This window comes from Arthrobacter sp. S39 (genome assembly GCF_004320525.1).
Taxonomy (GTDB): Bacteria; Actinomycetota; Actinomycetes; order Actinomycetales; family Micrococcaceae; genus Arthrobacter.
This window is the reverse complement of record NZ_SIHX01000017.1, coordinates 46,820-60,174: the sequence shown is the minus strand read 5'-3', so window position 1 is coordinate 60,174 and position 13,355 is coordinate 46,820. Positions and strand designations below refer to the sequence as shown.

The window sequence follows — 13,355 nt, the reverse complement described above, 5'->3', positions numbered from 1 at the left end:
CCTGCCCGCCCCGGTGACAACACTCTCAAGATCATGACCAACAGAGCGTCTCAATCATGCCGGGACCGGCAGGCCAGCACACCCATATCCTGCAACAGGAACGGGCTACGAAAAAGGTAACGAGCGTCCGGGATTAAGCGACAGGGAGCGAGAGAGCGTCCAGGGTCTTTCCGGGCCGCTGAGGCGTAAAATTTCCTCCGTAGGAGGTGGCGAAATGAACCTAGCCTTGAACACAGCCACAACCATCCTGCCAGTCGATGATGCAGCACGCGCCCGGAGTTTCTACACCGAAAAACTCGGACTCCCGCACCACGGAATGACAGACGATGGAAGCGAATTACTCGGTAGCGACGGCGGCCCGATGCTGCAGCTGTTGCCGGTCTCGGACGGAAAGCACTCCGACCACACCGCCCTCAGCTTCGAGGTGCGAGACATTGAGCGGATCGTGCAGGATATGGAGGCCAAGGGCATCCTGTTCCAGGATTACGACCTGCCCAACCTGAAGACGGAGAACCACATCTGTACCACGGACTCCGAGAAGTGCGCCTGGTTTATGGACACGGAGCACAACATCCTCTGCGTCCACGAAACGCTGGGAACGCAGATGGAGTACCAGCTCTGACAGGCCCTAAGGCTGGCCGGCCCTAGGGCTGCGCGTGGAGCCCGTCGAACGCAATGGTGATGACGTCGTCGGCCAGCTTTTCCGGAGAGAGCGAACCGCCCGGCCTGTACCACTCCACGATCGAGTTGATGGTGCCGAACAGCAGCCGGGTCACGGTCCGTGGGTCGATGTCCTGCCGCAGCTGGCCTTCGTCCCGGGCGGCGGAGATCAGCTCCGCCACCTTGTGGTCGAAGGCGCGCCGCCGTTCGAGGGCGTCGCGTTCGATTTCCGTGTTGCCCCGCAGGCGCAGCAGCAGCGTCACGAACGGCAACCGTTCCACCAGCACCGCCACTGTCTGCCGCAGCACAAATTCCAGCCGAGCGTCGGCAGCGCCGGACTGTGCCTCGGGCCGCTCCAGGATGGCTTCCAGGCCGCCCAGCGCGTGGTCCAGGGCGAGCTTGAGCAGGTCGCCCTTGGACGGCACGTGGTGGTAGATCGCCGACTTGGAGATGCCCAGGTTCTCGGCGAGGATGCCCATGGACGTGGCGTCATAGCCGTGCCGGTTGAAAACGTCGACGGCGATGACCAGGACCGACTGCTGGTCATAGCCGGGACGGCCGCGCTTGGTGGGAACTTCTGTGCTGGACATAACGGCTATTTTCTCATGAACGTTCAGTAATCACGGCAGGCGGCGCTTGAGGGCCTCAACTGTACGTTCGCGCTCAGCCCTTCGGCCGCAGGTCGTAGATCCGGCGCAGCTTGCCGTTGGACCGCTCCAGCGACCCCGGCTCCACGACGTCCACGGCGCACGAAGAACCCACGTGGATCTTGATTTGCTCCTTCAGGGCGCGTGCCGCCGTCGCACTCTGCTCAGGGGTGACCGCTTCCCGGCGTTCGATCCGGACCGTCAGTTGGTCCATCCGCTGGCCTTCCGGGCGGGTGAGTTCGAGCTGGAAGTGCGGGCTCAGTTCGGGGATCCGCAGCGCGATTTCCTCGATCTGGGACGGGAAGAGGTTCACGCCGCGCAGGATGATCATGTCGTCGCTGCGGCCGGTGATGCGGCCCATCCGGCGGTGCGCGGGGCGGGCGGTGCCGGGCAGCAGGCGGGTGAGGTCCTTGGTACGGTACCTGATGATCGGCAGCGCCTCCTTGGTGAGCGACGTGAAGACGAGTTCGCCGTGTTCGCCGTCGTGCAGCACGTTTTCCTTGCCCACCACGGGGTTGAAGGCGTCGATGATTTCCGGGCGGAAATGGTCCTCCCAGATGTGGCTGCCGTCCTGCGTCTCCACTGCCTCGCCGGCGACGCCCGGGCCCATCACCTCGGACAGGCCGTAGATGTCGCAGGCCTTGATGTTCATGGTGACCTCAAGCTCGTGCCGCATCTCCTGGGTCCACGGCTCGGCACCGAGGACGGCGTATTTGAGCGATGTGGAGGCGGGGTCGATGCCCATGTGTGCCATGGCGTCGGCGATGGTCAGCAGGTACGTGGGCGTGGCCAGGATGGCGTCGGGCCGGAAGTCCTGGATGAGCTGGATCTGGCGTTCGGTCTGGCCGCCGGACATGGGGATCACGGTGCAGCCGAGAGCTTCGGCGCCGGCATGCGCGCCCAGGCCGCCGGTGAACAGGCCGTAGCCGTAGGCGTTGTGGACTTTCATGCCGGGCCGGACGCCGGAGGCGCGCAGCGAGCGGGCCACGAGTTTGGCCCAGTCGGCCAGGTCCTGCTTGGTGTAGCCGACGACGGTGGGCCGGCCGGTGGTGCCGGAGCTTGCGTGCACGCGGGCTACTTCGCTCTGCGGCACGGCGAACATGCCGAAGGGGTACTCGGCGCGCAGGTCTTCCTTGGTGGTGAACGGGAAATTGCCGAGGTCGGCCAGTTCGCGCAGGTCGGTGGGGTGGATGCCGGCGTCGTCGAACTTGCGCTTGTACAGCGGCACCCGGTCGTAGGCGTAGGCCAGGGTGTGCTGCAGGCGGCCGAGCTGGAGGGCCTCGAGCTCGTCGCGGGAGATGGTTTCCTCGTAGTCCAGGACGGCGTCGGTGGCGGCGGTTGGCTGGGACGTGGGTGTTTCGGGGGCGTGGAGGGTCATGGTTTTCCTACTTCTTGGGGATGGTCCGGCTGCGTCCGCGGAACTCGGCAATGAGTTCGCCCGGGGTGCCGGAACTGGGTTCGGAACCGGGCCGCGCGGCGTCGGCGGCGAAAATCTGGATGTCGTAGAGCCCGCTGCGGCCCGCGCTGGAGCGGCGGTCGGCGACGGCGGTGACCACCTGGCCACGGTAGGCCGGCTTGAGGAAGTTGATGTCGACGCCGGCGGCAACAGTGATGCTGTCCGCGTCTCCGGGGCCGGGGTTCACCGGGTTGCAGGCGAGGGCGAAGGCGGTGTCGGCGAAGGCGAAGATCATTCCGCCGTGGGCCATGCCGAAGCCGTTGAGCATTTCCTGCCGCAGCGTCATTTGGATGGTGGCGTGGCCGTCGCTGAGCGCGAGGACCTTGATGCCCATCCATTCGGAGGCGTAGTCGTTTTCCAGGATGGGGTGGGTTGCCCCGGAGAGTGTTGCTTCAGCCATGCGTCATTGCCTCCAGCTTTATTTACCGAATGTTCATTAGGTAATCCCATGGAGGGGGTCGGTGTCAAGGGTGGGGCGGTGGAGCGCCGCCGTTCTGGCCCGGTTTTCCAGGCCGCGAGCCGGGTTTTGGCAGCAACATCCGGGCTTGGGGATCCGAAACTGGGCTGAAACGTACGACGGCGGCACGCACCCCGGGCGGAAGTGCAAGGATGGGATGACCGGCAGCTCCACATCAGCCACAGCAAAGGGCGGACCATGGCCAAAGGCATTTACGTCAGCGCAACCACTCCCGGCTCGGGCAAATCGCTCGTGGCCCTGGGGCTGGCGGATACGCTGCACCGGCATGCGGACCGGATCGGCTTCTTCAAGCCCGTGGTCCACGGCCCGGACGCGGCGGACGACCCCATGGTGAGCCTGATGAAGGCACGCTTCCAGCTCGACGACGACCGGTGCCGCGGCGGCCTGACCAGCGGCGAAGTGCGGGCCCTGCTCGCCGAAGGCAAACGCGCCGACATCGATGCCCGCTGCGTGGAGATCTTCGCCGAATTGTCCCGGCACTGCGACGTGGTGATCGTGGAGGGGACCGACCTCACCGGCCAGGACGCCGCCGTCGAATTTGACCTCAACGCCCGCCTCGCCAACAACCTGGCCGCCCCCGTGGTGGCCGTCGTGGGAGCGAAGGGGCTGAGCGTCGCCGAGGCGGGCGCCGCCGTCGAGGTTGCCCGCAAGGAGCTGTCCGCGGAAAAGTGCACGCTGCTGGCCATCATGGTGAACCGGGCCGACCCGGACCTGGTGGACGAGATTGCGGCCGCCGTGAAGCCCGGAGCATCCGGCCGGCCGGTGTACGTCCTGCCGGAGCTCGACGAGATCGCCCGGCCCACCACCGGCGAGGTGGCCGCGGCGCTCGGCGTGCGGCAGATCGCAGGCCGCGCCGACATGGAGCGCGACGTGAAGGACATCAAGGTGGCGGCCATGAACGTGGGCAACTTCCTGAACGTGCTGGACGAGGGCGCGCTGGTAATTGTGCCGGGGGACCGGGCTGACGTGATGGTGGCGTGCCTGGCGTCGTCGTTCTCGCCGGAGTTCCCCGTGCCGTCGGCGCTGATCCTCACGGGCGGCCTGGCCCCGGACGCCAACATCTACCCGCTCCTGGCGCAGGCACCCTTCCCCGTATTTGCCGCGTCACAGGACACGTACACCACCGCCAAGCGCGTGTCCGAGGTGCGCAGCGAGATCTGGTCGGGGCACCGCCGCAAGGTGGCCTCCGCGCTGGGCCTGTGGTCCCGGCGCGTGGACGAGGTGGAGCTGGTGGAGCGCCTGCACCTCCCTCGGGCCGAGCGGATGACGCCGCTGCGGTTCCTGCACGACCTGATCGAGCGGGCCAGGGCGGAGCGCCGGCACGTGGTACTGCCCGAGGGGACGGACGTGCGGATCCTGCGCGCCGCCGAGATCCTGCACCGCCGCGACGTCTGCGACCTGACCGTCCTGGGCCGCGAAACCGACGTCCGTGAGCTGGCCGCGGCACGGGGCATCGACCTCTCCGGGATCAACATCGTGGACCCGGCCACGTCCGAGCTGCGGCAGGGCTTCGCGGAGAAGTACGCCGAGCTGCGGGCGCACAAGGGTGTGGACCTGGCCAAGGCGCTGGAGATCATGCAGGACGGCAGCTACTTCGGCACCATGATGGTCCAGCTGGGCGTGGTGGACGGCATGGTGTCCGGCGCCGCGCACACCACCGCCCACACCATCCGGCCGGCGCTGGAGTTCGTGAAGACCCGTGACGGCGTCAAGATCGTGTCCTCGGTGTTCCTGATGCTGATGCCTGACCGGGTGCTGGTGTACGGCGACTGCGCCGTCAACCCCGACCCCAACGTGGAGCAGCTCGCGGACATCGCCCTCGCCTCCGCCGAAACCGCCGTGCAGTTCGGCGTGGAGCCGAGGGTGGCCATGCTGTCCTACTCCACCGGCGGCTCCGGGTCCGGCGAGGCTGTGGACGAAGTCCGGCAGGCCACCGAACTGGTGCGTGAACGCCGCCCGGACCTCGCCGTCGAAGGTCCCATCCAGTATGACGCCGCCGTGGACGCCTCGATCGCGGAGTCCAAGATGCCCGGGTCCTCGGTGGCCGGGCAGGCCACGGTGTTCATCTTCCCGGACCTCAATACCGGCAACAACACGTACAAGGCCGTGCAGCAGAGCTCCGGGGCGGTGGCTGTCGGGCCGGTGCTGCAGGGCCTGCGGAAGCCGGTCAACGACCTGTCCCGCGGCTGCACCGTGGAGGATATCGTCAACACCGTGGCCATCACGGCCATCCAGGCGCAGGCGCCAGTCTCCTAGGGCTTTTCAAAGCAACGCGGGGTCACTACAGGCCCAATTCGGGCCCCACATTGGGCGTGGAGTGACCCCGCGTTGCTTCCTGGTAGGGCGGTCAGCTGTTTTCGGGTTTGGCCAGGCTGTCCGGGTCCTCTTCCTTGGCGGGCTCGTCGGACAGTGCCTCCGGCGTGAGGTCCAGGTTTTCGGGATCCTTGGGCTGCTCGGCGGCGTCGCCCAGCTCCTCGGCCTTGGGTTTCCCGGTGTCGTCCAGCGCGGGGTTGCCGCCCTCGACGCCGGTGGGGTCCTTCGTGCCTGACCCGGTGCTGCCGGAGCCGGTGGCGTCAGGCTCGGTGTTGTCGGGCTGAGTGGTGCCGTTCGTCATGGAAGTCCCTCTCTGCGTGGTGCTGCGTGTCCGCCGACTCTAGGCGCCTGCCGCTGCCAACGCAACGGCAGACGCCCGGCGAGGTGGGCGGCTGCCTAGCCCTGGCGGGCCTTCATCCGCGGGTCCTTTTTGTTGATCACAAAGGTGCGGCCCCGGCGTCGGACGATCTGTGCGCCGGGAACCTTCTTCAGGGCGCGAAGGGAGTTTCTGACTTTCATGGTGGTGCTCCTTTTTTTGTTGGTGGCTGGGCTTGCGGGGTCTGGTGGGTCAGTTTGAGTGCGGCGCGAAGTGCGGCGCGGGGTCCAGCTGGAACGGGTCCGCCAGTGCGGCGAATCCGGCGTCCATTTCCGCGTCCGTGAGTTCGCAGCCAGCCAGCAGCCCGGCGATTTCGGCGGGATCGAGTCCCTCACCGGTCGCCGCGATCACGGTGCAGCGGTCGCCGTGCTCCGGATGCCAGTCCAGGCGGGCGTCCACGTTGTCCAGGTGATCCGGTGCTGCACTGGCCTCCCGGTCCGCCAGCCACGGCCCCGTGTTTTCCAGCCATACCAGCGGGCCGATGCCCTGGATGGCGATCCGGCAGCGGGGTGCGGCGGCGATCCACAGCCGGCCGCGCAGCCAGCAGCAGCCCTCTGCGAGGGAGGCCAGCGCGTCCCGGAACCGCTCCGGGTGCAGCGGCCGCCCGGCCCGGTGGGTGACGGTGGTGAAGGGCGACGCCGATACCGCGGCCGGGATCCGCACGGAACCTGGGACGGTCCGGCACCGTGCCTCCTGGTAGTCGTGGCGGCCGGTGCGGATCTCTGCGGGGTCCACCACCACGTCCGCGTGCGGTGCCAGTTCCCGGACCAGCTGGATGCCGCGGCGGCGCAGGGCGGCGTCCACCGGAACGAGGGCGGGTTCGGCGAGCAGGGCGGTGTCGTTGAAGCAGAGCTCGCCGATGAGGAATTCGCCGGGCGTCCGGTGGTCCTCCGGGACTGGCGTGAACCCGGATTCGAACAGCGTGTGTTTGTCCCAGAGATGGTCCTCCAGGGTGTCCGGCGCGCAGGCCAGGACCGCGGAATCAACCGTGACGCTGTGGGGCAGCCCCCGCCGTAATGCCCCGATGGCCGATTCGGAGGACACTCCCGGCGGGAGACCGATGATCACCATTTCTTCGCCGCGCTCCAGTAGCCGTTCCACAGTGGGAACCACGTCGAGCCGGATCGTACAGCTCAGGCAGCCGTGCTCCAGCTGCGTTTCCGTGCGTTCCACAAGTGCGCCGTTGGTGAAGATCCTGCGGATGACGAGCCCGTTCTCCAGCAGATCGTGGAGGACCAACACGGCCTGGGCATTCGCGGCCGCCATGGCCTCGCAGGCCTGCTGGCGGCAGAGGGCGTCCAAGGAGCTGATCACGGTGAGATGCATGCCAGTCAGTCTAATGAGAATGATTCTCAAATACAAAACTGAAGGCTGGCTACTAAAGTGGGCAGTGCGGAGTGCTGTGCCAGGCTCCGGCGTGACGCCCACCGCTGCCCCGGCAGCATCCGAAGCAAGGCTCAGGAGGCCCCAGTGCTCGTGCTCGTCATCAATTCCGGCTCGTCCTCGCTCAAGTACCAGGTCCGCGACGTCGCGGCCGGCAGTGTGCTGACCGAAGGGCTGATCGAAAAGATCGGTATGGGCAACGGCGGCGACGGGGACGGCGAAATCGAAGGCCCGCGCGACCACGCTGAGGCGCTGGAACAGGTGGACGCCGCCATCCACGCGGAACTCGGGGACCTCGAACTCGCGGCAGTCGGCCACCGGGTGGTGCACGGCGGCGAGCGGTTCGCCGAGCCCGTGCTGATCGACAACGAGATCACCCGCGCCATCGAGCGCCTCAATCCGCTGGCGCCGCTTCACAACCCAGCGAACGTGCTGGGCATCCGCGCCATCAGCAAGAAGTGGCCGGACCTGCCGCAGGTTGCCGTGTTCGATACCGCCTTCCACCGCACCCTGCCCGAGCACGCCTGGCGCTACGCGGTGCCGGACGAGCTCTACACCAACCACGGGATCCGCCGCTACGGCTTCCACGGCACCTCGCACGAATACGTGACGCACCGGGCCGCCGCGCTGCTGGACCTGCCGGTGGAGGAGTTCGACGGCGTGATCGCCCACCTGGGGAACGGCGCCTCCGTCACGGCCATCCGGGGCGGCAAGTCCGTGGACACGTCCATGGGCTTCACCCCGCTGGAAGGCCTCGTGATGGGTACCCGCTCGGGCGACCTTGACCCCTCCATCCTGGTCTTCCTCGGCCGTCAGGGGTGGACACCGGAGGACATCGACAGCATGCTCAACCGCGAATCAGGCCTGAAGGGGCTCGCCGGCAACAACGACATGCGCTCGGTGGTGGAAGCGTCCGAGTCCGGCGACGCCCGCGCTGCGACGGCGCTCGCGGTCACGTCGTACCGGCTGGCCAAGTACATCGGCGGCTACCACGTGGCCGTCGGGGGAGCCAAGGCCCTCGTGTTCACCGCCGGCATCGGCGAGAACTCGCACCAGTTCCGTGCCCTGGTGGCGGCGAAGCTGGGTGCGCTGGGCATAGAGCTCGACGCCGGCCTGAACAGTCAGCGGTCCAAGGAACCGCGCGTCATTTCCACGGCGGAGTCCGCCATCCCCGTTCTCGTGGTTCCCACCGACGAGGAGCGCGCCATCGCGGAGGCGACTGCCGCCGTCGTCGGCTCCCGGTGATCGAGCCTGTCCGTCCGGTGATCGAGCCTGTCGGTCCGGTGATCGAGCCTGTCGGTCCGGTGATCGAGCCTGTCCGTCCGGTGATCGAGCCTGTCGAGATCCCATGACGCAACCCCACACCATGCCCGCCATCGCCTTGCCCCTCCGCACGGAGCGGCTGGTCCTGCGCCGCTTCGACGGCCGCGACCTGAACGCGTTCCATGCGTACCATTCGATGCCGGAGACGGCCCGTTTCCTGCCGGGACCGGCCAAAAGCTACACGCAGTCCATGGAGCGGGTGGGCAAGTACGCCAACTTCGTGTTTGAAAAAGAGGGCGACTGGGTGTGCCTGGCCATCGAGGCCAAGGGGCAGCCGGGCCTGATGGGCGAGGTGGTCCTCAAATGGCTGCCGGGCCGTGGCCAGGGCGAGGTGGGCTGGACCCTGGCCCCGGCAGCCCGCGGCAAGGGCTACGGCACCGAAGCGGCTGCCGCCGTGCTGGACCTGGGGTTCGGCGAACTTGGTTTTCACCGGATCGAGGCGCGGCTGGATGCCCTCAACACTGCATCAGCAGGTCTCTGCGAACGGCTCGGGATGCGGCTCGAAGCCCGCCATGTGGACAAATGGCACTACAAAGGCCAGTGGGCCACGGAGCTCATCTATGCGGTCCTGGCCGATGAGTGGCAGGCGCGGAGCCACTCATAGACCGATCGATTGCTCCGTAACGGCCGTTATGACCGCCCAAAACGGCGCCTATGGAGCAACCGATGGAGGGCGCAGGCAGCAGGTGGTGCCCGCCTACGCCGGCTGGGCGTCGACCCCTTGACGACCCAATGCCTCCGGGCCACACTGGCGCTGTGCCTAGACTGCCGGCCAAGCCGGGCTGGCAACAGGTGTGTTCAAGGAGAGCTTCCCATGCCAGTCGTAGAAGAAAGTGTCCACATTGCCCGTCCTCCGCAGGACGTGTTCAATTTTGTGTCGAAGAACGAAAACATTCCGGTCTGGGACTCGTCGGTTCTGCACGCGGAAACCATTGGCGGTGTTCCCGAAGCGGTGGGCACCCGCGCGCAGGGGTCAAGCAAGGTGATGGGCAGGAAGTTCGACTGGACAGCGGAGATCACGGAATATGAGCCCCCGGGCCGCATCGTGTCCCGCTCGGTGGACGGTCCGCTGGAGTTCACCATCACCACCACCCTTGAGCCCGAAGGCGACGGGACCCGGCTCAACTACCGGATCGACGCAGCGTCCGGCCTCGGCGGGGTGTTCGGGAAACTTGCCGACCGGCTGGTTGAGAAAGCCCAGGCCAGGACAGTCCGCGCCAACCTTGAGACACTGGCGGAACTGCTGGCCGAGCATCCGGAGCTGGGCACCGAAGCGTAAGCATTATTCGATTGAGGGTCACTGGCCCGCCCCGTTGACTGTCCGGGCGAGTCCAAGGAGCATTGCCATGCCAGTCGTAGAAGAAAGCGTTCACATTGCCCGTCCGCAGCAGGAGGTCTTTGACTTCCTGTCCAGGTTCGAAAACCTCGCGGTCTTTGATCGGTTTGTCGTTGCGTCCGGGCAGGTGGGTGATGGCCCGGTGGGGTTGGGAACCAGGGGGCGGGGCACGAGCAGCTACATGGGACAGCGCTCCGACTGGACCGTCGAGTACACGGACTTCCAACCACCCCGGCGGATGGTGTCCCGCTCGGTCGAAGGACAGCGCGACATCACCGTGACGTTCATGCTGGAACCGGTCGACGGCGGCACGCGTCTTACGGAGCTGATTGAGGTCAGGTCCGGGTTGGGATTCCTGGACAAGGTGCCAGCCCCGCTGGTGAGTTTCATCCTGGGCCGGTCGCTCCGGGGCAACCTCAAAGCCTTGGCCAAGCACCTGGCAGAGCATCCCAACACCTGACCGGCCCTGCCTCGCCGTTGCGGCCCGCCTGAGCCGGGTTTCGACAGGCTCAACCACCGGATTCTTCCGGTGATCGAGCCTGTCGAGATCCAGGGGTCCGATGGACCTATTTCAGGCCGGCCCCGGGGAGCAGCTGGGTGGCGCCGACCGAATCGGCGATGAACGCATAGTCCCACGCCCGCTCACGCCACTGGACATAACGCCCTGACGCGCCGCCGTGGCCGCCGTCCATCTCGATCTTCATAAGAATCGGCTGGTCCCCGGTGGTCTTGTTGCGCAGCTCCTGGACCCACTTGGCAGGCTCCACGTACAGCACCCGGGTGTCGTTGAACGACGTCACCGCGGCGACCTTGGGGTAGGCCACCTCGTGCACATTCTCGTACGGCGAGTAGGACTTCATGTAGTCATAGACCTCGGGGTCCGTGATCGGATTGCCCCATTCCTCCCATTCCAGCGCGGACAGCGGAAGCTCCGGGTCCAGGATGGTGGTGAGGGCGTCCACGAACGGCACCTGTGCCACCACCGCGGCGTACTTTTCCGGCGCCAGGTTGGCCACCGCGCCCATCAGCAGTCCGCCCGCCGAGCCGCCCAGGGCCGCAATCCGGGACGGATCCACCCAGCCGGAGGTGGCCAGCCAGTCGGTGGCATCCACAAAGTCGGTGAACGTATTCATCTTGGTGAGCTTCTTGCCGTCCTCGTACCAGTGCCGGCCCAGCTCGCCGCCGCCGCGGATGTGCGCAATGACGAACACCACGCCACGGTCCAGCAGTGACAGCCGCGCGATGCCAAAACCGGGGTCCATGCTCAGCTCATACGAGCCGTACCCGTACACCAAGCCAGCCGCCGTCGAATCCTGCTTGACTGACTTGTGCCGCAGGACCGAGAGCGGAATGCGGGTGCCGTCCGCCGCCGTCGCCCATTCTCGGGTGGCCACGTAATCGCTGCCGTCATAGCCGCCCAGCACCGGGCTTTCCTTGCGCAGCAGCAGTTCGCCCGCGGGCTGGGCCGGGGTGGGCAGGACAAAGTCGTACACCCGCGACGGCGTGAAGTAGCTGGTGTAGCCCAGCCGGATCACCGGGGCCTCGTAGTCCGAACCGCCGACACCGGCCGTGTACAGCTCTTCGTCGAACGCCGGCTCCACCGGCGGTTCCTGCGCGGGTGTCCCCAGCCCGGCCAGCCCCATCACCTGGACCCGTTCGATGGTGTCCTTGCGGATGGACACGATCAGGTGCGTGGAGGTGACCCCGGCACCGTTGATGCGGACGTCGTCGGAATGCCCGACGACGGTGCTCCAGTGCTGCTCGGCCAGCGGCTTGGCGAGCTCGGCCGGGTCGATCAGGGAGACCATGGAGTTCACGGCGTTCCTGTTGTGCGTGATGACGATCCGCTCGTGTTTTTCGCCGTCCTGGCCGGTGAGCAGGAAGGGCTCCGCCTCGTAGAGCACGCGCTCGTCGCGCGAAATCACGGTGGTGAGCGCCGCCGTCGGATCATCAAAGCTCAGCAGGCGGGTTTCGCTGTACTCGGAGCAGCCGATGCCCAGCACGAGGTAACGCCTGTCCGAGGAGAGCTCAAAGCCCAGCCACATGGCGACGTCGTCCTCCTGGTAAATCACCTCATCGTCGGTGACGGGCGTGCCCAGCACGTGGGACTTGACCTGGTACGGGCGCCAGGAATCGTCCACCACGGTGTAGAAGATGCGGGTGCCGTCGGGGGAGAAGCTGACGCCGTAGAAGATGTTCTCGATGACGTCCGGCAGGAGCTCGCCGGTGCGGAGGTCCTTGATGCGGAGGGTGAAGCGTTCGTCGCCGGAGTTGTCCACGGCGTAGGCGTAGAGGTTCCCGTCCACGGTGACGGCCGAGCCGCCCACCGAGAAGAACGGCTTGCCTTCGGCTTCGATGTTGCCGTCCAGCAGCACTTCCTCGCCGGGGATTTCGACGCCGGCCTCCACTGCCGGGGGAGTCCAGTCGGCCACGGGGTTGCCGGTGTCCTGCGCGCGTACCCGGCACTGGATGCCGTACTCCTTGCCTTCAACCGAGCGGCTGAAGTACCACCAGCCGTCCTTGCGGTTCGGGACAGACAAGTCTGTCTCCTGCGTCCGGCCCTTGATTTCCTGGAAAATGGCCTCCCGCAGCGGCTCCTGGTGCGCGGTGACGGCCTCCTGGTAGGCGTTCTCTGCCTTCAGGTGCTCCACCACCTCGGGGGATTCCTTCTCGCGCAGCCACTCGTAGTTGTCCACGAAAGTGTCGCCGTGGTGCGTCCGCTCGTGCGGCACCTTCCTGGCGACCGGCGGCGTGAGGGAAGAAGTTGCGGAATCCTGCAGCGGAGTCTGGGTCATTCCTTCAATATATAGACCTCCCCGGCCTGCGGGGCGGCCCGTTCGCTACCGGGGGAGATTCGCCCCTCCCCGCCGATTGATCTATCACGTATGGTCCCTCTGAGCGCTCCAGAAGTACCAAAAATGATAGATCAGCCGGCTTCGGGGCAGGGTGGCGGGCGTATCCTGATCACGCAAAGGCAACCAGCCCGCGCAGGACCACGCCTGAAAGGGGAAGTTCAGTGACCATCCCGCCAGTGCACGAACCCGAGCCGTTCCCGCCGGAACCCGGCCCCGATCCCATGAACCCCGATCCCACCATCCCGGGACACCCGGGGCCCGCCAGGCCGAGCCCGGTGCCGATGCCGGAACCACCTGGACCCCTGCCGGTGCCGGACCCGGGGCCCGAGCGGCTCCGCCCCGATCCGACCCGGAGCTAAGTTACCCGCCGGAACCCCTTGTATTGGGTCTCAAACCAGTGCTAAAACGGCAGTACCGGGAGGATCCGAACGCGTTGTATATCTGCCTCTTCAGGGCGATTTGCCACTAAGGAACGCCACAGCGCCAAATAGCGCATCGGCAGTTGCGGTGATCCCCTCCGATACGATG

Annotated in this window: 14 protein-coding genes; 7 read left to right on the top strand and 7 right to left on the bottom strand. The window is 66.7% G+C overall.

The features are described 5' to 3' along the window. The first annotated feature begins 214 nt into the window (after positions 1-214). Positions 215-622 carry a VOC family protein gene (locus tag EYS21_RS21555; RefSeq protein WP_131135289.1) on the top strand — a complete coding sequence of 136 codons (408 nt, stop codon included), beginning with the start codon at positions 215-217 and terminating at the stop codon, positions 620-622. Positions 623-644: 22 nt separating this feature from the next. Here the strand turns inward: EYS21_RS21555 and EYS21_RS21550 are convergent, their stop codons facing one another. The 3 genes from EYS21_RS21550 to EYS21_RS21540 all read right to left on the bottom strand — a co-directional run bounded on the left by EYS21_RS21550 (position 645) and on the right by EYS21_RS21540 (position 3,163). Next, positions 645-1,250 (bottom strand): TetR/AcrR family transcriptional regulator, encoded by a 606-nt coding sequence (locus tag EYS21_RS21550; protein ID WP_131135288.1) that lies wholly within the window; start codon positions 1,248-1,250, stop codon positions 645-647. Between the two features lie 73 nt (positions 1,251-1,323). Further along, on the bottom strand, positions 1,324-2,685 hold the full coding sequence (gene paaK, locus EYS21_RS21545) for a phenylacetate--CoA ligase PaaK (RefSeq protein ID WP_131135287.1): 1,362 nt from the start codon (positions 2,683-2,685) through the stop codon (positions 1,324-1,326). Positions 2,686-2,692: 7 nt separating this feature from the next. Next, positions 2,693-3,163, bottom strand: a complete 471-nt coding sequence (locus EYS21_RS21540) for a hotdog fold thioesterase (RefSeq protein ID WP_131135286.1) — start codon at positions 3,161-3,163, stop codon at positions 2,693-2,695. Between the two features lie 255 nt (positions 3,164-3,418). On the opposite strand from EYS21_RS21540, the gene pta reads away from it, so the two are divergent. Beyond that, positions 3,419-5,497, top strand: coding sequence for a phosphate acetyltransferase (gene pta, locus EYS21_RS21535; protein WP_131135285.1), 2,079 nt, complete (start codon positions 3,419-3,421; stop codon positions 5,495-5,497). A 91-nt stretch (positions 5,498-5,588) separates the two neighbouring features. Here pta and EYS21_RS21530 read toward each other — a convergent pair whose 3' ends face one another. From EYS21_RS21530 to EYS21_RS21520, 3 genes are all read right to left on the bottom strand, one after another. Then, positions 5,589-5,855, bottom strand: coding sequence for a hypothetical protein (locus EYS21_RS21530; RefSeq protein ID WP_131135284.1), 267 nt, complete (start codon positions 5,853-5,855; stop codon positions 5,589-5,591). 95 nt (positions 5,856-5,950) lie between these two features. Beyond that, positions 5,951-6,073, bottom strand: coding sequence for a type B 50S ribosomal protein L36 (gene ykgO / locus EYS21_RS21525; RefSeq protein WP_131135283.1), 123 nt, complete (start codon positions 6,071-6,073; stop codon positions 5,951-5,953). Between the two features lie 49 nt (positions 6,074-6,122). Continuing rightward, a complete protein-coding gene (locus EYS21_RS21520; RefSeq protein WP_131135282.1) occupies positions 6,123-7,256 on the bottom strand; it encodes a GTP-binding protein in 1,134 nt (377 codons plus the stop codon). A gap of 144 nt (positions 7,257-7,400) precedes the next feature. On the opposite strand from EYS21_RS21520, the gene EYS21_RS21515 reads away from it, so the two are divergent. The 4 genes from EYS21_RS21515 to EYS21_RS21500 all read left to right on the top strand — a co-directional run bounded on the left by EYS21_RS21515 (position 7,401) and on the right by EYS21_RS21500 (position 10,432). Then, a complete protein-coding gene (locus EYS21_RS21515) occupies positions 7,401-8,558 on the top strand; it encodes an acetate kinase (protein ID WP_131135281.1) in 1,158 nt (385 codons plus the stop codon). 121 nt (positions 8,559-8,679) lie between these two features. Continuing rightward, entirely contained in the window at positions 8,680-9,240 is a 561-nt protein-coding gene (locus EYS21_RS21510) for a GNAT family protein (protein WP_131135295.1), read from the top strand. A 210-nt stretch (positions 9,241-9,450) separates the two neighbouring features. After that, positions 9,451-9,915, top strand: a complete 465-nt coding sequence (locus EYS21_RS21505) for an SRPBCC family protein (protein WP_131135280.1) — start codon at positions 9,451-9,453, stop codon at positions 9,913-9,915. A gap of 67 nt (positions 9,916-9,982) precedes the next feature. Further along, positions 9,983-10,432, top strand: coding sequence for an SRPBCC family protein (locus EYS21_RS21500; protein ID WP_131135279.1), 450 nt, complete (start codon positions 9,983-9,985; stop codon positions 10,430-10,432). A 106-nt stretch (positions 10,433-10,538) separates the two neighbouring features. On the opposite strand, the gene EYS21_RS21495 is transcribed toward EYS21_RS21500, so the two are convergent. After that, the gene (locus tag EYS21_RS21495; RefSeq protein ID WP_131135278.1) at positions 10,539-12,767 is read right to left on the bottom strand and encodes a S9 family peptidase; all 2,229 of its coding nucleotides are present in this window, start codon (positions 12,765-12,767) and stop codon (positions 10,539-10,541) included. Between the two features lie 221 nt (positions 12,768-12,988). Between EYS21_RS21495 and EYS21_RS21490 the strand changes: the two genes are divergently transcribed. Next, positions 12,989-13,186: a hypothetical protein gene (locus tag EYS21_RS21490; protein ID WP_131135277.1), complete on the top strand. Its 198-nt coding sequence runs from the start codon at positions 12,989-12,991 to the stop codon at positions 13,184-13,186. Positions 13,187-13,355: the final 169 nt, after the last annotated feature.